Genomic DNA, 20,079 nt, shown 5'->3' on the forward strand with positions numbered 1-20,079 from the left:
GTCGCCTGTGTCGTGCAGTGATCAGGCCTTGCGGCGGCGCACGCTGGCGCCCACGGCCAGCAGGCCCAGGGCCATCAAGGCATAGGTCTGCGGCTCGGGCACGGCCGTGATGGAACCGATCCATTCGGCATGCGAGAACACGGCCGTGGACGCAGCCAGGTCGCCGAAGCTGGAGTTGGTGCCAGCCAGGGCATCACAGTCTTCCACGCCGAGCGCAGCATTGCAGGCACCCCAGCCCCAGGAATGCACGCCAGCCAGCAGCCAGCGGTTGTTGTCGGCATCCCAGACGAAATCGCCGCCGCCGGAGTCACCGCCGGAGATTTGAGCCTCCAGGCCTGCACCCAAACCGGTGCTGCTGGTCCAGCCCGTACCCCAGGCGGCACCCAGGCGCGCGATGGCGTTCTTGGCGTTGCTGCCGTTGTCAAAGTCGCTGATGTACTCGACACCGAATGCACCCTGATCTGCCACGTCGATGGTGTTGTAGCCGTAGTGCGCCTTGCCCCAGTCGAAGCCGCCGCTGTTACCGGTGGCACCGGTACCGGTCAGGCCATAGCCTGCCAGCAGGAAGTCTTTCTTCAGATCGTTGCTGGTGCTCAGGGCGAAGCCGTTGATGTCGGTGACGGCCTGGTCCAGCTTGACGATGGCGATGTCAGCGCCGGTGCCCAGGGCACCAGTCCAACCGCTGTGCACCCAAGCCTGGACCACATTGCGAGTCACGGCGCCTTGCTTGAAGTCCACCGTCATCGAGTTGAAGTTGTCGGCGCAGTGTGCAGCGGTCAACACATACTGGCCGCCAGCCAGCAGGGATCCCGAGCAGATCCAGCCGCCTTGGTCATTGGAATAGAGCAAGCGGGCCACGCCATCGAGCGCACCGCTGTCAGCGCCGGGTTGCAGGACCCAGGAAGCCGGGTTGCCGGTGGAGACCACCAGAGCCTCTTTGCCGACGAAGTAATCGCTGGCAGAGGTTTGCGCCATGGCCGATGCGCTGGCCGTCAAGGCCACAGCGGCGGCGATCAGGCCGCGCTGCAGGCGTGTGGAGGGGTGGTTCATAAAAAAGTTCTCCTCGAAGACTGTGTCTTTGTGTTGATGCGCGGAAGGGTGAGCACAGGCCATGAGCCCTCGTCGCCCAAGGCCCGCACCTCGCCTCCTGTTCGGAAGCGCGAGCCCGTGTGACCGCGCCGTGAATATGCCATGAGCCCAAGGCGCCATGCCCCCCGGATCACGGGCCGGGACAAACCCGGATTGCCCTCTGCGCCTCCATGACAAGCGCATGAAAAAAGCGACCCGAAGGTCGCTTGTTTGAGGCCCGAAACCCAGGCCGCGGCCCGGGCTTCGAGGCGGCCCATGCTCAAGCCTTGCGACGGCGTGCAGCGGCGCCCACAGCCAGCAGGCCCAGAGCCATCAGCGCGTAGGTTTGCGGCTCGGGCACGGCGGTGACCGAAGCAATCCATTGGCCATGCGAGAACACCGCAGTGGAACCGGACAGATCGCCATAGCTGGCGCTGTTGTTCATGGCGTTGTCGCAACCGCTCAGACCCAGGAAGTCGCAGGCACCAAAACCATTCGTGGCATTGCCTTGCCAGCCCCAGGAATGCACGCCGGACAGCACCCACTCGGAGCCGTTCCAGACAAAGTCGCCGCCACCCGAATCGCCACCGGCGATCAGGCCTTCAACGCCGCCTTGGCCCAGATCGCTGCTGAACTGGTTGCCGGTGGCGTCGGCGATGCGTTGCAGGGTGTTGTTGGCTGCGGTGCCACGATCGAAATCGACCATATAGGTCACGCCATGGCGGTAGTAGTCGGGGTTGTAGCCCCAGCCCGCGCCCAGGGTGTCACCCACGGCCTTGTTGAAGGTCTTGCTGTCGACGTCAAAGGTGTTGAAGGCGTAGTGGCCGTATGCGCCATCGTTCCAGTTGGTGCCGGAGTTGACGTTGGCGTTCTGGGTCGTGCCGTAGCCGGCCATGATGTGGGTCTTGCCGACATCGTTGGTGGTGCTCAGCTTGTAGCCATGGATGGTGGTCACGGCCGCATCCAGCTTCAGGATGGCGATGTCCGAGCCGTTGTCGGCCGAGTTGTTGAAGCCCTGCCAGGCCGGGTGCAGGATGGCGTCGCCGACGGCGACGTTGCGGGTCACGGTGGCCGTGCCATTGAACCAGCCGAACTGCACCTTCATCGAGGTGAAGTCATCGGCGCAATGCGCCGCGGTCAGCACATACTGGCCACCGGCCAGCAGCGAGCCGGAGCAGCCATAGCTGCCGCCGCCGCTGGTGGTGAAGCTCAGACGGGCCACGCCGTCCAGCAGGCCGGCCACGCCGGCAATGCTCTGGCCGGGGGCGAAGCGCCAGTTCGAGGGCGAGCTGGTGTTGCCGGTCAGCGGGTCCAGATTGCCCAGGCCGCCCACGCTGCTGGGCAGGCTCTGGTTCGGCGCCTGCTGATTGCCCAGTGCCTGTGCGCCGCCGGCCATGGCCAACAAGGCGGCCGCCGCGATCCAGTGAAGAGTTGCTTTGTTCTTTGCCACGCTGAGTCCCTCTCGATGCTGTGCTTCTGTCTTGCGACGATCTGTCCACCCTGTTTGTGCTCTTCGGCTTCTGGCCGCGGCGGGTGGATGGTTTCGGGTTGGTTTCAAACAAACCCAGGTCGTGAATATGGCACGGCTTCCCAGCCCTTCACCCCCTTCAGCCGGGGCAGGAATTTCCACTAAGGGAAACCACCAGGAAGCGCGCCGCCGCCCTGCGAAGCGCACAAAGAGCAGCCGCGCAGGCCTCAGCTTTTCAGGATCAGCAAGCCTTTGAGGTACTCGCCCTCGGGGAAGCAGATGGTCTGCGGATGGTCGGGCGTCGCGCCGACGCGATCGAGGATGAAGCCATCGGCCTCGGCATCCAGGCCCGCACCGGCCACGATCTTGTGGAAGAGATCCGGGCTGATGCCACCCGAGCAGGAGAAGGTGAAGAGCACGCCACCCGGCTTGAGCAGGCGCAGACCGAGGCGGTTGATGTCCTTGTAGGCGCGGGCGGCGCGCTCGGCGTGGGCAGCCGTGGGCGCGAACTTGGGCGGGTCCAGCACGATGGCGTCAAACTGCCGGCCTTCTTTCAGAAAACCGCGCAAGGTGGCGTTGACATCGGCATCCAGCGCCCGGTGCAGCTCAGGCGCAAAGCCGTTCAGCGCCACATGGGCCGTGGCGCGGGCCAGGGCCGGCGCCGAGGAGTCCACGCTGACCACCTCCTGCGCCCCGCCCGCCAGCGCCGCCACCGAAAAGCCGCCGGTGTAGCTGTAGCAGTTCAGCACAGACTGGCAGCCGTACTGGCGCACGGTGTCGGCGAACTTCTTGCGGTTGTCGCGCTGGTCCAGGTAGTAGCCGGTCTTGTGGCCCTCGGCCACGTCCAGACTCAGGCGCCACTGGTGTTCGCTGATCGTCACTTCCGTGGCGCCCTCGCCACGCAGCCAGCCGGTCACCTGGGGCAAGCCCTCCAACTCGCGCACCTGCGCATCCGATCGCTCGAACAGGCGGCTCAGGCCGGTGGCGGCCAAGAGGTGGTCGGCGATGACCGCCTTCCAGCGCTCGGCGCCGCTGGACAGGAACTGGGCCACCAGAGTGTCGCCATAGCGGTCGACGATCAGGCCCGGCAGGCCATCGGCCTCGCCGTGAACCAGGCGCAGCGCATCCGAGGCAATCGGCAGGCGTGTGCGCACCGCCAGGGCACGGTCCAGACGCTGGCGGAAGAAGGCAGCGTCAATGCGCTGGCCTTCGTCAAAGCTCCAGGCACGCAGGCGAATCTGAGATTGCGGGCTGAACGCCGCCCAGCACAGGAAGGCGCCCTCGGCCGACTCGACCCGCACGGTCTCGCCCGCATCGGCGCTGCCGCGTGCGATCGAACTCTCAAACACCCAAGGGTGACGGCGCTGCAGCGAGCGCTCCTTGCCGGCACGGATGACGATTTTCTTCATCGCTTCGCTTTCTTCTTTGGAAGTGTGGATGCCGCGGCTCAGCGCGTCAGGCTGCCAAAGGCATAGCCGATCGAGACATTGAGCAGGCTGGTGCTTTGCTTGTCGCCACGCAGGCTGCGCCACTGGCCCAGGCCCACGCGCAGGCGCAGGCGCTCTTCCTGGCCCAGATTCAGCTGGGTCCAGGCCTCGCCCTGCGCCACGGCGCCGCCGGCCACGGCCACCCCGCCGCCGCCGGCCGCGCCGGCCATCAGCTCGGCGCCCACGCTCCAGCGCGGCTGGGCCGCCCAGGGCCGCGCTTGCACGCCCAGACCCACCAAACCATAGGAATAGGCGCCAGCCGAGCCCCAGGCCGCACTGCCGGCCTGGCCGATGCCGTAGACATGGGGCGTCAGCTCGCGCGTCATCATGAGGCCCAGCTGGGTGATGGACTCCTGGCGGCCATCCTTGAAGCGGACCTTGCCCAGGTGTTGAACGCTGGTGAACAGCTGCTGGGTACGCACCACGCCGGGCTTGCTCTCCTCCATGCCCCAGGCATTGAAGCTGGGCGGGCGGTCCAGCGGCAGGCTCAGGCCCAGGCGCACAAAGCCGGACTTGAAGTTGCCGGCGGTGGCGCGGGCCAGGCCGGCGTCCAGGCGAACGCTGGGGCCCCAAGGGGTTTGCCAACGCAAGCTGGGGCCGGCGCGCAAGAGCCAGCCGCTGCCGGTGTCGATATTGCCGCCACCCCCCAGACCCACGGCCAGTTGGCCGCCCAGGCGCAGCGAGGGGTGGCCAATGGCCCAGTCCTGGCCCGCATTGGCCAGCACTTCCATATAACCATCAGCGCCGCCCTGGGCCGCGCCCGACGCTTCCACACCCCACCAACTGCCCTCGGCGATGTAGTGGCGCAGATCGGCGCCGGCCTTGCCCATGCGGGCCGTGCTGGCCACACCACTGCGGTTGCGCGTGCCGGCACGCGGCTTGTAGAGGCCGCCTTGCACGGTGATCTCGTCAAAGCCCAGGCCAGTGCGCTGGGTGGAGCGGCCGAAGCGTCCGGCATCGGTGGGTGCAAAGCTGCTGAAGCTGGCGGCACGGCCGAGCACAAAGCCGATGCTGCTGCCCTTCACATTGCCACTGGGGAAGCTCACATGGCTGAGTGCCACGCCCGAATACCAGGCCCCCGCTTCGGTGCGCAAGGACAGCTCGGGCCGCAGCATCAGGCCACCGCCAAAACGCACCTCGGACGAGCTCAGGCCACCACCCGCGCCGGCGTACAGACTGGCCGCCAGATGGGTGTTCTGGCCCAGGCGCCAGCGTCGCTGCGCGGTCAGGCCGACCGTGAACACGCCGCCGTAATTGCCTTTGGCGGCACCGTAGACGCTGGGGCCAAAACCCCAGTCTTCATCGATGGCCATCAGATAGCTGCCGCCCAGCAGGGCGATGCGCTTGCCGGTGGGCAGGCGCAGCGGTGTCCAGTTGGCCTCGATGGCTGCCGGGCGGGTTTCGCTGATGCGAGCCAGCACCGGTGCCTCGCCATTCGGCTGGGTGGTCTGTGCAGCCGCATTGAAAGCCAGCAGAGCGCCGGCGCCGATCCAGGCAAAAGTTGTGGACATGGTTGAGAAACGGAAAAGAAAGACGGTGAACTAGGGCTTGTCGGACGGCGCGGCCTGCTTCTTGGCGCGCGGGTGGGCGCTGTCGTAGACCCGCGCCAGATGCTGGAAATCCAGCTGGGTGTAAATCTGCGTGGTGGTGATGTGGGCATGACCCAGCAGCTCCTGCACCGCGCGCAAATCGCCACTGGACTGCAGCACATGGCTGGCAAAAGAGTGGCGCAGCATGTGCGGATGCACATGGGTGGGCATGCCCGCTGCCAGCGCACGCGCCTTGAGCCGAAGCCGGATCTGCGAGGCACCGAGGCGAGCACCGCGCGGGCCGACAAACAGCGCCGGCTCCTGCGCCGCAGCCAGCTGCGGCCGCAAGGCCAACCAGGCCCGCACGGCCTGCAAGGCGGCTTGGCCGATGGGCACGGAGCGGCGTTTCGCGCCCTTGCCCAGCACATGAGCCTCGGCCGACTCCAGATCCAACCAGCCGCGCGCCTGCGGGCCAGCGCAGGCATCCAGCCCCTCCAGCTCGCCCACGCGCAGGCCGCAGCCGTAGAGCAGCTCGACCAGGGCATGGTCGCGCGCCTCCAGGCGCGGGTCTTGCCCGGCGCTGTCGTCGCGGTAACTGGCCAGTTGCACGGCATCATCCACCGCCAAGGCCTTGGGCAGGGGCTTGGCCGATTTGGGTGGCCGCAAGCCATCAAAGGGGTTGAAGGCCACGCGCCCTTCCCGGCCCAACCAGCGGTAGAGGCCCCGCCAGACCGAGAGCAGCAAGGCAATGCTGCGCGGCCCCAAGCCAGCCCGTCCCTCGCTGGATGCATGCAGACGCGCCGCCCAGCGCCTCGCCTGCGCGCTGCTCAGTTGCAACAGATCAATGCCCGCATCCTCGGCCAGAGCCTGCAAGCGGCGCAGGCCATCGGTGTAGATCACCAAGGTGCGCGCTGACAGGCGGCGCTGCACCCGCACATGGTCGAGATAGGCCTGCAGCAAGGGCGCCAGCGGCCCCGCTTCGGCAGGCCGCTCGGAGGCTGCCGCGTCAGTCGGCCTGCGCTGCGGGCTCATCAGCGGCGGGCGCCGGTGCGGCTGGCAGCCAGCGGGCCAGGGCCGCGCTGGCGATATCGCCCACGCGGGTCAGGAACTCGGTGCCCATCTCGGCGGTGTAGCGGGTCGGGTCGGGCGAGCCCAGCACCAGCAGGCCAAAGCTGCGCGCCGGCGTGCCGTGTTGCAAGGGAATCAGGGCCAGGGAGGTGGCGCCGCCCTCGCTGCCATCGGCGGCCTGCAACCAGCCCGCCGCTTCGAAGCCCGAGTTGACGCCGCAGTAGGGCTGGCTCAGGCTGGAGGCAAAGCTCTTCACATCGGTGCTGACCGGGCGCGCGCATTCATGCTCGGCAAAGGCCGCATCCACACCCCAGAGTCGCAGACCGGCTTGCGGGATCAGAAACTGGTGGCGCAGCTCTTTCAGCAGCACGGCCGGCAGCTCGGCCGTGGCCACGGTCAGCATCAAGGCCTGGGTCCAGCGGTGCAGGCGGTCGGCAATGGCCACGTTCTCCTGGCCATTGCGGATCATCTCGATGATCTTCTGCTCCAGGCCTTTGATCTTCTCGCGCAGCATTTCGGCCTGGCGCTCTTGCAGGGACACGGCGCGCGCACCATGCGGGTGGCTCAGCTGCACCTTGGCCAGCAACTCGGCGTGGCGCTCGAAAAAGCTGGGGGTGCGGGCCAGAAAGTCGGCGATGTCCTGCTCGGTGACGGTGGGGGCTTGGCTGCTCACAGCGAGATCTCTCCTTCAAACACGGTTTGCGCCGGCCCGGTCATGATGACCGGCGCGTCCAGGGCCGCCGATGACGCACCGGCGCCAGCCCATTCAATCTTCAAATCCCCGCCGCGGGTCTGCACCTCGACGGCCGCATCGAGCAAGCCCAAACGCATGCCAGCCACCACGGCCGCACAAGCGCCGGTGCCGCAGGCCAGGGTCTCGCCGGCATCGCGTTCGAACACGCGCAAGCGCACCGCCGAGCGCGAAACGATCTGCAAGAAGCCGACATTGACCTTGCGCGGGAAACGCGCATGGGTTTCGACCTGGGGGCCGAGCTGCGCCACCGGGCTTTGGTCCACATCGTCCACCAGCATCACCGCATGCGGGTTGCCCATGGACAGCACGGCGACTTCAACGCCAAGATCCGCCAGCGGCCAGAGCTCGAAACCTCCTTGCAGCCGCGGGCTCAGGCCCTCGGCATTGAAAGGCACACGGGCCAGCTCGAAGATGGGCGCGCCCATGTCCACGCTGACCCGGCCATCGTCGCGCAGATGCAGCTCCAGGCGCTTGTTGACCGTCTCGACCGTGATGCTGCGCTTGGCCGACAGGCCTTTCTCGTTCACATAACGCACAAAGCAACGGGCGCCGTTGCCGCAATGCTCGACCTCGGCACCGCTGCTGCCGTTGAAGATGCGGTAGCGAAAATCCACGCCAGGCGCGCGGCTGGACTCGATCACCAGGATCTGGTCGCAGCCGACACCGAAGCGCCGGTCGCCCAAGCGCTGCAGTTGCGCGGGGCTGAGGGTCAGGGCGTGCTGGGTCGCGTCGATGACACAGAAGTCATTGCCGGCGCCCTGCATCTTGGTGAAGCGCAGGTTCATCGCGGCATTATCAGGCCAGGCCTCCGCCCGCCCGGCTCAGTACAGAGAAGCTTCACCCTCGGGCCGGGTCTTGAAACGCTTGTGCACCCAAAGGTACTGGGCCGGATTCTCGCGAATGCGCGCCTCCAACCAGGCGTTGAGCGTGCGCGCATCGGCCTCCAGATCGCCGCTGGGGTAGCCGGCCGGCGCCTCGAAGGCCTCGATCAGATAGCCCTGACCGCCCGGCTTCATGGTCACCACCAGGGGCTGCACCGTCATGCCCATGCTGCGCGCGATCTTGGCCGGGGCCAGCAGGGTGCAGGCGGGCACACCGAAAAAGGGGATGAAGGCCGAGTCCTTGGCGCCGAAGTCCATATCGGGCGCATTCAAAAAGGCATAGCCCTCGCGGATCAGGCGCAGCACCGGGCGGATGCCGTCGTGGCGATCCACAAACGCCGTTTTGCCGAAGCGAGCGCGCCCGGCCAGCAGCTGGGCGTCGAACACCGGATTGCTCTGGCGCGAGTAGACATCCACGCCGGGGCAGGTCTGGTTCAGCATCAGGGCCGGCGCCGCCCACTCCAGGCCGGCGAAATGCGGCAGCAACCACATCACCGGCGTTTCGGCGCGCTGGGCCAGCTGGATGTCGCCCTTGATCGTCATCAGGCGCTGCAGGCGCTCGGCCGGGGCGAACCAGAGCAGGCCGCGCTCCAGCACGCTGCGGCCCATCCAAGCGAAATGCTCGCGCGCCAGGGCCAGGCGCTGGGTCGCGCTCAGCTCCGGAAAACAGAGCTCGATATTGCGCAAGGCGATGCGCCGCCGCGAGCGGGCCGCCCACCACAGCAAGGCCCCCAGGCCGCGGCCCAGGGCAGCCAGCAGCGGCAGCGGCAGAAAGTGCAGCAGCCAGAGCAGGCCGATCAGGAATTTGGCACCCCAGATGGACAGCATTCAGCGCTCCGACTCAACGACAGGACCGGCTGCAGGTCCAGCCGCTGGCGCCGGCACGGCCGTCGGCGCAGCACCGATGTCCAGGCCGCGTGGCTGCTTGTAGCGGTGGTAGCCCCAGAGGTACTGGCTGGGCGCTTGGAGAATCAGCTCTTCCATGGATCGATTGATATGAAGGGCGGCCGATTCTGGCGTCAATTCACGGCCGATCTCGGGGCCGGGTCGCACATGCACCACGAAACCCTGGCCTTTCTCTAGACGCTCGCCCCAAATCAGCAGGGCACGCGCGCCGGTCTGCTGCAGCAGGCGGCTGGCCAGGGTCATGGTGTAGGCCGGATGGCCGAAGAACGGCGCCCAGACGCCCAGGCCCTCGGGCGGCACCTGGTCGGGCAGCAGGCCGATGGTGTGGCCCTGGCGCAGAGCGCGGATCATTTGCCGCACGCCGGCCAGGTTGGCCGGCGCCGTCTCCAGGCCCGGGCGGCCACGCGAGCCGTCCACCACCTCACGCAGCCAGGCCTGGCGGGCCGGGCGGAACAGCACGGTGATGGGGGCATTGGCACTTTCGGCAAATCGCTCGGCATAGGCCTGGGCGCAGATTTCGAAGCAGGCCAGGTGCGGCGTCATCAGCACCAGGCCGCGCCGGTCCTGCAAGGCCTGCTCGATCAGCTCGGCGCCGTCCCAGCGGACGCGCTCGCCGAGCGGCGTGCCCGGCGGGCGCAGCCAGAGCCAGGGCAGCTCGGCAATCATGCGCCCCGCCGCCGCCACGCCATCGCTCACGGCCGACCAGGCCAGGCCGGCCTGAGCCACATTGGCGCGGTAACGGCGCCGGTAGGTCGGCGAGGCCCAGAAGGTCAGCCAGCCCGCCATCGCGCCGACGGCATGGAGCAGACGCAAGGGACATTTAGAAAGAAGGCGAAGGAGCAGGAACATATTTCTATAATCAGCGCATCGCCGAGTTACTGAACAACTTGCGGGGCGATGCGGGCTTTATTCATGTGATTGAAGTCCCGCCGGGCAGCGATGCTCAACAAATGCTGCTAAAGCGTTCGCCGCGTCTCCAAACCAGACAGTCCGGCAACGCCGTCGAACTATCAAAGGAGTGTAAAAGTGGCGAACGATTTTCTCTTTACTTCGGAATCGGTTTCTGAAGGTCACCCGGACAAGGTGGCTGACCAGATCTCTGACGCGATTCTCGACGCAATCTTCACCCAAGACCCCTTGTCGCGAGTGGCAGCCGAAACCCTGACCAACACGGGTCTGGTGGTGCTGGCCGGTGAAATCACCACCAACGCCCATGTGGATTACATCCAGGTGGCGCGCGACACCATCAAGCGCATTGGCTACGACAACACCGAGTACGGCATCGACTACAAGGGTTGCGCCGTGCTGGTGGCCTACGACAAGCAGTCGAACGACATCGCCCAGGGCGTGGACCGCGCCAGCGACGACCACCTGAACATCGGCGCCGGCGACCAAGGCTTGATGTTCGGCTACGCCTGCGACGAGACGCCCGAGCTGATGCCGGCACCGATCTACTACGCCCACCGTCTGGTCGAGCGCCAGGCGCAGATGCGCAAGGACGGCCGCCTGCCCTTCCTGCGCCCGGACGCCAAGAGCCAGGTGACCATGCGCTATGTGGACGGCAAGCCGCACAGCATCGACACCGTGGTGCTGTCCAGCCAGCACGCGCCCGAGATGAGCGACGGCGCCAAGATGAAGCCCGAGTTCATCGAGGCGGTGATCGAGGAGATCATCAAGCCGGTGCTGCCCAAGGAATGGCTGAAGGACACGAAGTACCTGATCAACCCGACCGGCCGTTTCGTCATCGGCGGCCCGCAAGGTGATTGCGGCCTGACCGGCCGCAAGATCATCGTCGACACCTACGGCGGCGCCTGCCCGCACGGCGGCGGCGCGTTCTCGGGCAAGGACCCGAGCAAGGTCGACCGCTCGGCCGCCTATGCCGCCCGTTATGTGGCCAAGAACATCGTCGCCGCCGGCCTGGCGCGCCAGTGCCAGATCCAGGTCGCCTACGCCATCGGCGTGGCCCGCCCGATGAATGTGACGGTCTACACCGAAGGCACTGGCGTGATCAGCGACGACAAGATCGCCGCCCTGGTCAATGAGCACTTCGACCTGCGCCCCAAGGGCATCATCCAGATGCTGGACCTGCTGCGCCCGATCTACGCCAAGACAGCCGCCTACGGCCACTTCGGCCGCGAAGAGCCCGAGTTCACGTGGGAACGGACCGATAAGGCTGCAGCACTGCGTGCTGCAGCTGGGCTGTAAGCCCACCTCGCGCCAGCGAGGCATCGGTTCGTGGGCGATGCTCATGTTGCACAGCAACGTGAGCAGAGACCAACGGACTGACAAAGCGGCTGCGCTGCGTGCAGCGGCTGGCCTTTAAGGGCCAGAGGACGCCGAAGGCGAACCCGCCGCTTTGGGGCTTTGCTCATATCGCGCAGCGATGTGAGCGAAGACCACAAGGCTGCAGCACTGCGTGCCGCGGGTGGGCTGTAAACGCCAGCGAACACCGAACCAACAAAAAGGCCGCTCCGGCATCCCCGGAGCGGCCTTCTTTCTTGGCCTGCGCGCTTCAGCTCAAGCCGCAGAACTTCTTGAACGGCGCCAGCACCGCATCGCCGCGGAAGGGCTTGACGATCCAGCCGGTCACGCCGACATCCTTGCCGCGCGAGCGCATGGCGGGGTTGTCTTCGGTGGTGAGCATGATGATGCGCACATCCTTGTTGCCCAGCTCCTTGCGGATCTTCTCGGCCATGGTCAGGCCGTCCATATTGGGCATGTTGACATCGCTGACGATGAGCTTGATGCCGGGGTCGCTGCGCAGCTGCAGCAGGCCATCGCGCCCATCGGTGGCCACGGCGACCTGAAAGCCGTTCTGGCTCAGGTAACCGGCCACGATTTCGCGCATGGTGTTGGAGTCGTCAACCACCAGAACATTCGCCATCTTGTTTCCTCCTCGCGCCAACCTCGAGGGTCACGCTGGGCTTGATTGATTGATTGAGTATGTAAAATATTGGGCTAGAGCTTTGGCCGCGCTCAACGCTCAAAAGAGTTCCAGCTCGCCTGTGGGGCCGACCTCGGGCGCCTCGGCGTCGAACTCGGCAAACTCATCGGGCGACCAGTGCAGATTGAAGATGAAGCGCTGCACGATCATCAGCGGCGGCAGGCCCGGCCGGAAGGGATCGGAGAGCTGGTAGCGGATGCACAGCTGCGGGTCCTGCGAGCCAAAGGAGATGTATTTGTGCTCGTGGTTGATGACGATGGGCACCTGGGTCTGCTGGTTGGCAAAGGCCTTGGGCGGGATGTAGCGGTTCTTGAACGCACCCCAGATCAGGTTGGTGGTCTCGCCCAGCATGTGGTTGAGCTCGCGAAAGTTCAGGTCGCCTCCGATGCCGGCGTAGCTGAAGCCCTGGATCAGGCCCTGGCGCAGCGCGCTTTCCTCGGTCTGCAGCATCATGTAGCCGCGGCACCAGGTGCTCTCGATGGCGATCAGGGTGGAGACCTCGCCGTGGATGATGCGGTCGTGCACCACATAGGGCGACTCGGACACCACCAGGGCATTGGGGAACATGGCGGCCAGGGCCGAGCGGGTCAGCTCGACGATGCCGTAGACCAGGCGCGTCGGGTAGCGCAGGCTGAAGATGGAGTACTCGACTGCGGCCTTGAGGTGATCCAGATCGCCGGTGTTCCAGCGGTGGCGCACCACTTTTTCTTCCTCGGGCGTGAGCGGCCGGTCGGTGGTGCGGCGCAAAAAGATGGGCAACTCGGGCCGCAGCTTGTGGATGGCGCGCGCCAGGTGCAGACCGTCCTCGCCCTCGCAAGGCAGGTCTTCTGCCAGCAGCACCCCGCCGAGGTCCTTGTTCTGGGCCAGGGTGGCCAAGGCATCGGCTGACGAGCGGGGAAAGGCCATCAGGCCCACGGACTGGCAAAACTCGGTCAGCACCTGGTACTGCGCGGCGTCATGCTCCAGCAGCAGTACCTTGGCTTCAAGTTGGGTGGTTTCGGTCATGATGCGTCCACGGAAAAGCCATCCTGGCCTGCACGCAGGCCGACACCGCCCAGTGGCCCGGGCGTTCTCGGTTTTCGGCAGCCGGCGGCAAAGGTTGAGGGCAATTGCAGGCCGGGGATCGCACAGCAGCCCAGGTTTCACCTGACGCCCCCGCCTCGGGCGGCGGCCACAATGCCGGCATGCCTGCTGTACCCTCGTCCCGTTCGACCCCATTCACCCCGCCGGCGCAGCTCAGCGCCACACAGCTGGCCCTGCTGGCCGGGCTCAATCTCGCCGTGCTGGCCTGGAGCCGCCTGGGTGCCTTCGATGCCGCCACCTGGTGGATGGAGGTGGCGCCGGTGCTGCTGGTCTGGCCGCTGCTGCTGGCCACGCAGCGGCGCTTCCCGCTCACGCCCTTGCTGCTGGGCCTGATCTTTGTCCACGCCCTGATCCTGATCGCTGGCGGCCACTACAGCTACGCCCGCGTGCCCCTGGGTGACTGGCTGCGCGAGATGCTGGCCCTGGGCCGCAATCCCTACGACGGCCTCGGCCATCTGGCGCAAGGCTTCATCCCCGCCATCGCAGCACGCGAGCTGCTGCTGCGCAAGACCGGGCTGCAGCGCGGCGGCTGGCTGTTCACCGTGGTGACGGCCTGCTGCCTGGCCATCAGCGCCATCTACGAACTGATCGAATGGGGCGCCGCGGTGGCCCTGGGTCAGGGCGCCGATGAATTCCTGGGCGCCCAGGGCGACCCCTGGGACACGCAGAAAGACATGGCCCTGGCCTGGCTGGGCGCCATGCTGGCCCAGCTGCTGCTGGCGCGCGCCCATGACCGCGCGCTAGAGCGCCTCGCGCAGAACTGACACCAAAGCCCATGCCCGCCGCCGCCCTCACCCTGACCCTGCCCGATCTGCGCCGCTACGCCGTGGCGCGCAGCCTGTTCAAGCCCACCAGCCTGCCCCAGGCCATCCAGCGCCTGGGCTTTGTCCAGGCCGACCCGATCCGCGCTCCGGCGCGCGCGCAAGACCTGACCCTGAGGCACCGCGTCAAGGACTACCGCGCTGGCGATCTGGAGCGCCGCTACACCCGGCTGGCGGTGGAAGAGGATTGCCTGGTCAACTACGGCTTCCTGCCGCGCGAGCACCTCAAGCTCATGCATCCGCGCAGCGCCAAGCGCGCCTGGGACGCCAAGACGCGCGCTCAGGCCGAGGCCATCCAGGCCTTTGTGCAAGCGCAGGGCCCCTGCCACCCGCGCGAGATCCAGCAGCATTTCAATCTGGGCTCCACCCGCAATGCCTGGGGCGGCAGCAGCAATGCCACCACCCATTTGCTGGACGGCATGCATTACCGAGGCCTGCTGCGCGTGCAGCAGCGTGAGCAAGGCCAGCGCATCTACAGCGCCGTGGCCCACACGCCCGATCCGCGCACACCGCACGAGAAAGCCCAGGCCTTGCTGGATCTGGTGCTGGCCAAGTACGCGCCCCTGCCTTCGCGCAGCCTCGGCCATTTGTGCAGCCTGCTAGGCTATGGCGCGCCGCATCTGCGCGGCGAACTGCGCCAGGTGCTGGCCCAGGTACGCAAGACTTGGCCCCAGGCCCAGGTCGAGGGCCAGACCTGGTTCTGGCCCGAGGGCGAGAACCCCGGCTCCAAGCGCTGGAAGCTGGACGAGGCCGTGCGCCTGCTGGCCCCCTTCGACCCCGTGGTCTGGGACCGCCTGCGCTTTGAACAATTCTGGGGCTGGGCCTACCGTTTCGAGGCCTACACGCCCGCGCCCAAGCGCAAGCTGGGCTACTACGCCCTGCCCCTGCTCTGGCGCGGCGAGGTGATCGGCTGGGGCAATGTCAGCAGCGCCGAGGGGCGCTTGCAGGCACAGCTGGGCTATGTGGCCGGCAGGGCGCCCCGCGAGCCCGGCTTCAGCGCCGCGCTGGACGAAGAACTGGCCGCCATGGCCCGCTTCCTGGGTGTGGATGCCCCCTGAGTCCTGAGCTCGGGCCGGGATTGGCGGGAAAACCTGGCCTGTTCCAAGCGCGAAAGTGGCGCTTGCGACTAGAATTCGTCCGTTCCGAGGAGCGTTGCAACCTGCCGGTCTGGCTTCAGACCCCCAGGCCAGGCTCGGAAAAATTTGCACAGCGGCCTCGTCATCCCCTCGGCCCTGTTCATTGGCAACCGCGCTCACCCGCTGACGTCCTTGCGTGGGTGAACGGTTGCATGCATCAAACCAGGGTTCGGAGCACCGAACCGGTTTTTTTCGTCCTCCCCCTCCTCCAGGCAATGAATGCAGCGGCTTCATATTTCGCATGAAGGAGCTGATCCATGACCGCCCAAACCACCACCTCGCTGGCCGCTGACCAGTACCACATTGCCGATCTGTCCCTGGCCGCCTGGGGTCGCAAGGAACTGACGATTGCCGAGAGCGAAATGCCGGCGCTGATGGCCATTCGCAAGGAATACGCCGCCACCCAGCCGCTCAAGGGCGCCCGCATCACCGGCTCGCTGCACATGACCATCCAGACCGGCGTGCTGGTCGAAACCCTGCAAGCGCTGGGCGCCGAAGTGCGCTGGGCCTCGTGCAATATCTTCTCGACCCAGGACCATGCTGCCGCCGCCCTGGTGGCCCGTGGCACGCCGGTGTTCGCCTACAAGGGCGAGACCCTGGAAGACTACTGGGACTACACGCACCGCATTTTTGAGTTCGCCGGCAAGGGCGAGCCAGGCGAAGGCCCGAACATGATCCTGGACGACGGCGGCGATGCCACGCTGCTGATGCACCTGGGTCAGAAGGCCGAGAAGGACCTGTCGGTGCTGGACAAGCCGGGCAGCGAAGAAGAGCGCATCCTGTTCGCCGCCATCAAGGCCAAGATCGCTCAAGACCCGACTTGGTACACCCGCAAGAGCGCCGAGATCATCGGCGTGACCGAAGAGACCACCACCGGCGTGCTGCGCCTGAACGAAATGGCCGCCAAGGGCAGCCTGCTGTTCCGCGCCATCAACGTCAATGACTCGGTGACCAAGAGCAAGTTCGACAACCTCTACGGCTGCCGCGAATCGCTGGTGGACGCCATCAAGCGCGCCACCGACGTGATGGTGGCCGGCAAGATCGCCGTGGTGGCAGGCTACGGTGACGTGGGCAAGGGCTCGGCCCAGGCCCTGCGCGCCCTGTCGGCGCAAGTCTGGGTGACCGAGATCGACCCGATCTGCGCCCTGCAAGCCGCCATGGAAGGCTACCGCGTGGTGACCATGGAATACGCGGCCGACAAGGCCGATATCTTCGTCAGCGCCACCGGCAACAAGAACGTGATCCGCTACGAGCACATGGCCGCGATGAAGAACAACGCCATCGTCTGCAATATCGGTCACTTCGACAACGAGATCGATGTCGCCTCGCTGTCCAAGTGTGGCTGGGACGAGATCAAGCCGCAGGTCGACCACGTCATCTTCCCCGATGGCAAGCGCATCATCCTGCTGGCCAAGGGCCGTCTGGTGAACCTGGGCTGCGGCACGGGCCACCCGAGCTATGTGATGTCGTCCAGCTTCGCCAACCAGACCATCGCCCAGATCGAGCTGTTCGCCCACAAGGACGCCTACGACATCGGCAAGGTCTATGTGCTGCCCAAGCACCTGGACGAGAAGGTGGCCCGCCTGCAGCTGACCACGCTGAATGCGCAGCTGAGCGAGTTGAGCGATGAGCAGGCGGCGTACATCGGGGTGCCCAAGACCGGCCCCTTCAAGCCCAACACCTACCGCTATTGATCGGCGGAGGGCTACTGCGCGGCGCTCATGCGTCGTTGGGCGGTGCTCGGAATCCTCAGGTACCCCAAGTACCTTCCGGTTCCTGCGCTCCGTCCGCCTAGCCTGAGCACCGCTCGCTACGCCCTGGCAAGACCGAGTTTCCTTTTCACCTATGCGCGCTGATCAACTGTTAGTTTCCAAAGGCCTGGCGCCGACTCGTTCGGCGGCGCAGCGGCTGATTTCGGCCGGCGCGGCGCAGTGGCGGGCGCCCAAGGACTGGCAGGCCATCCGCAAGGCGGGTGAAGAGTTGCCGGAGCATTGTGAGCTGCGCGTCAGCGATGACGCGGAGCTGCGCTTTGTTTCACGCGGCGGGCTCAAGCTGGAGGGCGCACTGCAGCAAAGCGGCCTGGATGTGCGCGGGCTGACGGTGCTGGACATGGGCCAGAGCACCGGCGGCTTCACCGATTGCCTGCTGAAAGCGGGCGCGGCCAAGGTCGTGGGCGTGGACGTGGGCCACAGCCAGCTGCATGAACAGCTGCGCCAGCATCCCCAGGTGGTGGGGTTGGAGCATCTGCATGTGCGCGAGCTGGCCGGCTCGACCCTGGCGCAGCACGCGCCGCCCGAGGGCTTTGCCCTGATCGTTGGCGACCTCAGCTTTATCTCGATGCTGGGCGCGCTGCCGCATCTGGCGGCTTGGCTGGCACCGCAGGGTCAGGTCTTGCTGCTGGTGAAGCCACAGTTCGAGCTGGGCAAGAAAGCCTTGGCCCGCGGCGGCCTGGTCAAGGACGCCAAGCAATACCCGCTGCTGGAAACCCAGGCCCGCCAGGCCGCCCGAGATCAGGGCTGGCAGGTGCTGGGCTATTTTGAGAGTGCCATCACCGGCGGTGACGGCAACAAGGAATTTTTCCTCTGGGCGCAGGCACCAGAGCATGCGAAAGACAAGCCATGAGTACTGCAACACCCCGCGTGCCCGTCAGCTTCGAGTTCTTCCCGCCCAACACCCCGGTGGGCACCGAGAAACTCAAGACCGTGGTGCAAGACCTAAGCGTGCTGAATCCGCATTACTTCAGCGTCACCTACGGCGCCGGTGGTTCCACCCGCGAGAAGACGCTGAGCACGGTGATGGACATTGCGGCCGCCGGCTATGAGGCCGCACCGCATCTGTCCTGCGTGGGCTCCACGCGCGAGAACATCGCCGAAATTCTGGCCACCTACCGCGCGCAGAACATCCGCCGCGTGGTGGCCCTGCGCGGCGATCTGCCCAGCGGCACGGCCACCGCCGGTGAATTCCGTTATGCCTCGGAGCTGGTCGCCTTCATCCGCGAAACTCAGGGCCCGGACTGGCAGATCGAAGTGGCCGCCTACCCCGAGTACCACCCGCAGCAGCGCTACGCGGCCAAGGATCTGCAGCACTTTGCCGCCAAGATGCGCGCGGGCGCCAACTCGGCCATCACGCAGTTCTTCTTCAACCCGGACGCCTACTTCCACTTCGTCGACGAAGTGCGCAAGCTGGGCGTGGACGCGCCCATCGTGCCGGGCATCATGCCCTTCCACAACTACGCCCGCATCGCGCAGTTCGCCGCACGCGACGGCATCGAGATCCCGCGCTGGGTGGCGCTGAAGATGGAGGGCTATATGGACGACGCGGCCAGCATCCGCGAGTTCGGCCTGGAGGTGATGACACGCGTCTGCGAGCGCCTGATCGCCGGCGGCGCGCCCAGCATCCACTTCTATACGCTCAATCAATCGACCCTGACGCTGGCGTTGTGCAAACGCCTCGGCCTCGGCTGAGTTTCTTGCGTCAGATCAATTCCAAACGGCCCTCCTCGCGAGGGCCTTTTTGCATTTGCGCCAGATCAAGGGTTAACCCCTTGCGCAGCGATTCAATGGCTTCCATCGGGAACAGATTTGATTGATCCCATACCTAGGAAGCCAAAAAAATGATCTCCAAGACTTTTGCTCGCACCGCCGCCGCCGCCCTGGCTCTCGCCACCCTGGCTGGCGCTTCCTTCAACGCCGCCGCCCAAGAAAGCCCCTGGCTGATGCGCGTGCGCGCCGTGAACCTGGATTCGGCCAACAAGGACAGCACCGGCCTGGGCCTGACCGTGAACAACAAGGTCATCCCTGAAGTGGACTTCAGCTACTTCGTGACCCCGAACTTCGCCCTGGAACTGATCCTGACCGTGCCGCAAAAGCACACCCTGAAGTCCAAGGGCACCGACATCGGCTCGCTGAAGCACCTGCCCCCGACCCTGTCGGCCCAGTACCACTTCAACCCGACCGGCGGCTTCCGCCCCTACGTCGGCGCCGGCGTGAACTACACCAACTTCTCGGCCGTGAAGTTCGACTCCGCCGTGGACGCCGCCCTGCATCCCAGCATCAAGCGCAACAGCTACGGTCTGTCCTTCCAGGTCGGCGCTGACATCGAGCTGAGCAAGAACCTGTACCTGAACGTGGACGTGAAGAAGGTCCAGATCGGCACCAAGGTCTACTCCAGCGGCACCGAAGTCGGCAAGTTCAAGGTCGACCCCACCCTGGTCGGCGTGGGTCTGGGCTTCCGCTTCTAATTCGGCGCCCACCCAGACAGATTCACGCTGTCATCTCCAACGCCACTCTCAACGGTGGCCGCGTCTGAGATCAAGACGCCATGCCGCTGCAGCTTGAAGAAAGCGCAGCGGCTTTTTTCGTCGGCTGGAAACGGCACATAGCGGACCTCCGGTGTCTTGATCTTTCTCGCTGCGGTGTCTCGTCCCGCCGCCGGGCTCATGGTTCGCGGGTCGGCTCTGCGAGCCGACTTCCCTCGCTGCTCGCTTCGCGGCTCAGCGGCGCCAATCTCCCTCCGTTCGCTGCGCTCACTGTGGTCAAACAGTGGCGCCGAGTCAGAGCTTGAAGCGCGCGAGTACGCGCGCATGAGCCGCTCCGCTGCGCGCTCGGCCGCGCACAAATCGCCCGTCGGCGGGCCGAGCCACCTCCGGAGGTGGCGTGTTCCACCGTTGATGAGGCACATCGACCGCGATGCAAGCGCCCTGCAGCCCGCGCCGCTGCCGGGCGATTTGTGAAGGGCCGAGCAGCACAGCGCCTCGGGGCGCGCGCGTACCCGCGCGCTTCAAGTTCTGACTTGGCGCTTCTGTCTGAACGAAGCGAACGCAGGGAGCGGAGTGAGTTATGCGCCAGCCCCGAGGCGCGAGCAGCGCAGGGAAGTCGGCCCGTCAGGGCCGACCCCGGAACCATGAGTCCGGCGGCGGCACGGGCTGCAGGGCC

The 20,079-nt window shown here is 66.2% G+C and carries 18 protein-coding genes and 1 riboswitch; of the genes, 7 read left to right on the forward strand and 11 right to left on the reverse strand.

Features of this window, described 5'->3' with window-relative positions:
• Nucleotides 1-21 precede the first annotated feature (21 nt).
• The 9 genes from C1O66_RS24770 to C1O66_RS12865 all read right to left on the reverse strand — a co-directional run bounded on the left by C1O66_RS24770 (nucleotide 22) and on the right by C1O66_RS12865 (nucleotide 10,010).
• A complete protein-coding gene (locus C1O66_RS24770) occupies nucleotides 22-1,050 on the reverse strand; it encodes a trypsin-like serine protease (RefSeq protein WP_207795949.1) in 1,029 nt (342 codons plus the stop codon).
• 298 nt (nucleotides 1,051-1,348) lie between these two features.
• Nucleotides 1,349-2,518 (reverse strand): trypsin-like serine protease, encoded by a 1,170-nt coding sequence (locus C1O66_RS12830; protein ID WP_243392788.1) that lies wholly within the window; start codon nucleotides 2,516-2,518, stop codon nucleotides 1,349-1,351.
• Nucleotides 2,519-2,763: 245 nt separating this feature from the next.
• The gene (locus tag C1O66_RS12835; RefSeq protein WP_102768239.1) at nucleotides 2,764-3,945 is read right to left on the reverse strand and encodes a class I SAM-dependent rRNA methyltransferase; all 1,182 of its coding nucleotides are present in this window, start codon (nucleotides 3,943-3,945) and stop codon (nucleotides 2,764-2,766) included.
• 38 nt (nucleotides 3,946-3,983) lie between these two features.
• Nucleotides 3,984-5,534 (reverse strand): hypothetical protein, encoded by a 1,551-nt coding sequence (locus C1O66_RS12840; RefSeq protein ID WP_102768240.1) that lies wholly within the window; start codon nucleotides 5,532-5,534, stop codon nucleotides 3,984-3,986.
• Between the two features lie 30 nt (nucleotides 5,535-5,564).
• Nucleotides 5,565-6,584 (reverse strand): tyrosine recombinase XerC, encoded by a 1,020-nt coding sequence (locus C1O66_RS12845; RefSeq protein WP_102768241.1) that lies wholly within the window; start codon nucleotides 6,582-6,584, stop codon nucleotides 5,565-5,567.
• The gene (locus tag C1O66_RS12850; protein WP_102768242.1) at nucleotides 6,559-7,293 is read right to left on the reverse strand and encodes a DUF484 family protein; all 735 of its coding nucleotides are present in this window, start codon (nucleotides 7,291-7,293) and stop codon (nucleotides 6,559-6,561) included. The genes C1O66_RS12845 and C1O66_RS12850 overlap by 26 nt, the downstream gene beginning before the upstream one ends.
• Nucleotides 7,290-8,159: a diaminopimelate epimerase gene (dapF, locus tag C1O66_RS12855; RefSeq protein WP_102768243.1), complete on the reverse strand. Its 870-nt coding sequence runs from the start codon at nucleotides 8,157-8,159 to the stop codon at nucleotides 7,290-7,292. Before dapF ends, C1O66_RS12850 begins: the two co-directional genes overlap by 4 nt.
• A 36-nt stretch (nucleotides 8,160-8,195) precedes the next feature.
• The gene (locus C1O66_RS12860; protein WP_102768244.1) at nucleotides 8,196-9,083 is read right to left on the reverse strand and encodes an LpxL/LpxP family acyltransferase; all 888 of its coding nucleotides are present in this window, start codon (nucleotides 9,081-9,083) and stop codon (nucleotides 8,196-8,198) included.
• Nucleotides 9,084-10,010 (reverse strand): lysophospholipid acyltransferase family protein, encoded by a 927-nt coding sequence (locus C1O66_RS12865; RefSeq protein ID WP_102768245.1) that lies wholly within the window; start codon nucleotides 10,008-10,010, stop codon nucleotides 9,084-9,086.
• Between the two features lie 177 nt (nucleotides 10,011-10,187).
• Between C1O66_RS12865 and metK the strand changes: the two genes are divergently transcribed.
• A complete protein-coding gene (metK, locus tag C1O66_RS12870) occupies nucleotides 10,188-11,366 on the forward strand; it encodes a methionine adenosyltransferase (RefSeq protein ID WP_102768246.1) in 1,179 nt (392 codons plus the stop codon).
• A gap of 307 nt (nucleotides 11,367-11,673) precedes the next feature.
• Here the strand turns inward: metK and C1O66_RS12875 are convergent, their stop codons facing one another.
• Complete coding sequence (locus tag C1O66_RS12875) at nucleotides 11,674-12,045, reverse strand: response regulator (RefSeq protein ID WP_102768247.1); 372 nt, start codon at nucleotides 12,043-12,045, stop codon at nucleotides 11,674-11,676.
• 99 nt (nucleotides 12,046-12,144) lie between these two features.
• A complete protein-coding gene (locus C1O66_RS12880) occupies nucleotides 12,145-13,110 on the reverse strand; it encodes a chemotaxis protein CheX (RefSeq protein WP_165794596.1) in 966 nt (321 codons plus the stop codon).
• A 179-nt stretch (nucleotides 13,111-13,289) separates the two neighbouring features.
• Here C1O66_RS12880 and C1O66_RS12885 point away from each other — a divergent pair, with 179 nt between their 5' ends.
• The 6 genes from C1O66_RS12885 to C1O66_RS12910 all read left to right on the forward strand — a co-directional run bounded on the left by C1O66_RS12885 (nucleotide 13,290) and on the right by C1O66_RS12910 (nucleotide 19,385).
• Nucleotides 13,290-13,952, forward strand: a complete 663-nt coding sequence (locus C1O66_RS12885) for a DUF2238 domain-containing protein (RefSeq protein WP_102768249.1) — start codon at nucleotides 13,290-13,292, stop codon at nucleotides 13,950-13,952.
• A gap of 11 nt (nucleotides 13,953-13,963) precedes the next feature.
• Nucleotides 13,964-15,067, forward strand: a complete 1,104-nt coding sequence (locus C1O66_RS12890; RefSeq protein ID WP_102768250.1) for a DNA glycosylase AlkZ-like family protein — start codon at nucleotides 13,964-13,966, stop codon at nucleotides 15,065-15,067.
• An 80-nt stretch (nucleotides 15,068-15,147) separates the two neighbouring features.
• Nucleotides 15,148-15,270, forward strand: a riboswitch (S-adenosyl-L-homocysteine riboswitch).
• Between the two features lie 132 nt (nucleotides 15,271-15,402).
• A complete protein-coding gene (gene ahcY, locus C1O66_RS12895) occupies nucleotides 15,403-16,839 on the forward strand; it encodes an adenosylhomocysteinase (protein WP_102768251.1) in 1,437 nt (478 codons plus the stop codon).
• A gap of 151 nt (nucleotides 16,840-16,990) precedes the next feature.
• Nucleotides 16,991-17,767 (forward strand): TlyA family RNA methyltransferase, encoded by a 777-nt coding sequence (locus tag C1O66_RS12900; protein WP_102768252.1) that lies wholly within the window; start codon nucleotides 16,991-16,993, stop codon nucleotides 17,765-17,767.
• On the forward strand, nucleotides 17,764-18,609 hold the full coding sequence (metF, locus tag C1O66_RS12905; protein WP_102768253.1) for a methylenetetrahydrofolate reductase [NAD(P)H]: 846 nt from the start codon (nucleotides 17,764-17,766) through the stop codon (nucleotides 18,607-18,609). The genes C1O66_RS12900 and metF overlap by 4 nt, the downstream gene beginning before the upstream one ends.
• A 149-nt stretch (nucleotides 18,610-18,758) precedes the next feature.
• Nucleotides 18,759-19,385 (forward strand): OmpW/AlkL family protein, encoded by a 627-nt coding sequence (locus tag C1O66_RS12910; RefSeq protein ID WP_102768254.1) that lies wholly within the window; start codon nucleotides 18,759-18,761, stop codon nucleotides 19,383-19,385.
• Nucleotides 19,386-20,079 lie beyond the last annotated feature (694 nt).

The sequence above is a fragment of the Paucibacter aquatile genome (assembly GCF_002885975.1).
In the GTDB taxonomy this organism is placed as follows: domain Bacteria; phylum Pseudomonadota; class Gammaproteobacteria; order Burkholderiales; family Burkholderiaceae_C; genus Paucibacter_A; species Paucibacter_A aquatilis.

Excerpts from the sequence above, each read along its gene's own strand:
- C1O66_RS12845 (WP_102768241.1), bottom strand. The coding sequence starts at position 6,584 with ATGAGCCCGCAGCGCAGGCCGACTGACGCGGCAGCCTCCGAGCGGCCT.
- C1O66_RS12880 (WP_165794596.1), bottom strand. The coding sequence starts at position 13,110 with ATGACCGAAACCACCCAACTTGAAGCCAAGGTACTGCTGCTGGAGCAT.
- C1O66_RS12860 (WP_102768244.1), bottom strand. The coding sequence starts at position 9,083 with ATGCTGTCCATCTGGGGTGCCAAATTCCTGATCGGCCTGCTCTGGCTG.
- C1O66_RS12885 (WP_102768249.1), top strand. The coding sequence starts at position 13,290 with ATGCCTGCTGTACCCTCGTCCCGTTCGACCCCATTCACCCCGCCGGCG.
- C1O66_RS24770 (WP_207795949.1), bottom strand. The coding sequence starts at position 1,050 with ATGAACCACCCCTCCACACGCCTGCAGCGCGGCCTGATCGCCGCCGCT.
- C1O66_RS12865 (WP_102768245.1), bottom strand. The coding sequence starts at position 10,010 with ATGTTCCTGCTCCTTCGCCTTCTTTCTAAATGTCCCTTGCGTCTGCTC.
- C1O66_RS12875 (WP_102768247.1), bottom strand. The coding sequence starts at position 12,045 with ATGGCGAATGTTCTGGTGGTTGACGACTCCAACACCATGCGCGAAATC.
- dapF (WP_102768243.1), bottom strand. The coding sequence starts at position 8,159 with ATGAACCTGCGCTTCACCAAGATGCAGGGCGCCGGCAATGACTTCTGT.
- C1O66_RS12910 (WP_102768254.1), top strand. The coding sequence starts at position 18,759 with ATGATCTCCAAGACTTTTGCTCGCACCGCCGCCGCCGCCCTGGCTCTC.
- C1O66_RS12900 (WP_102768252.1), top strand. The coding sequence starts at position 16,991 with ATGCGCGCTGATCAACTGTTAGTTTCCAAAGGCCTGGCGCCGACTCGT.
- metF (WP_102768253.1), top strand. The coding sequence starts at position 17,764 with ATGAGTACTGCAACACCCCGCGTGCCCGTCAGCTTCGAGTTCTTCCCG.
- C1O66_RS12840 (WP_102768240.1), bottom strand. The coding sequence starts at position 5,534 with ATGTCCACAACTTTTGCCTGGATCGGCGCCGGCGCTCTGCTGGCTTTC.
- C1O66_RS12835 (WP_102768239.1), bottom strand. The coding sequence starts at position 3,945 with ATGAAGAAAATCGTCATCCGTGCCGGCAAGGAGCGCTCGCTGCAGCGC.
- ahcY (WP_102768251.1), top strand. The coding sequence starts at position 15,403 with ATGACCGCCCAAACCACCACCTCGCTGGCCGCTGACCAGTACCACATT.
- C1O66_RS12890 (WP_102768250.1), top strand. The coding sequence starts at position 13,964 with ATGCCCGCCGCCGCCCTCACCCTGACCCTGCCCGATCTGCGCCGCTAC.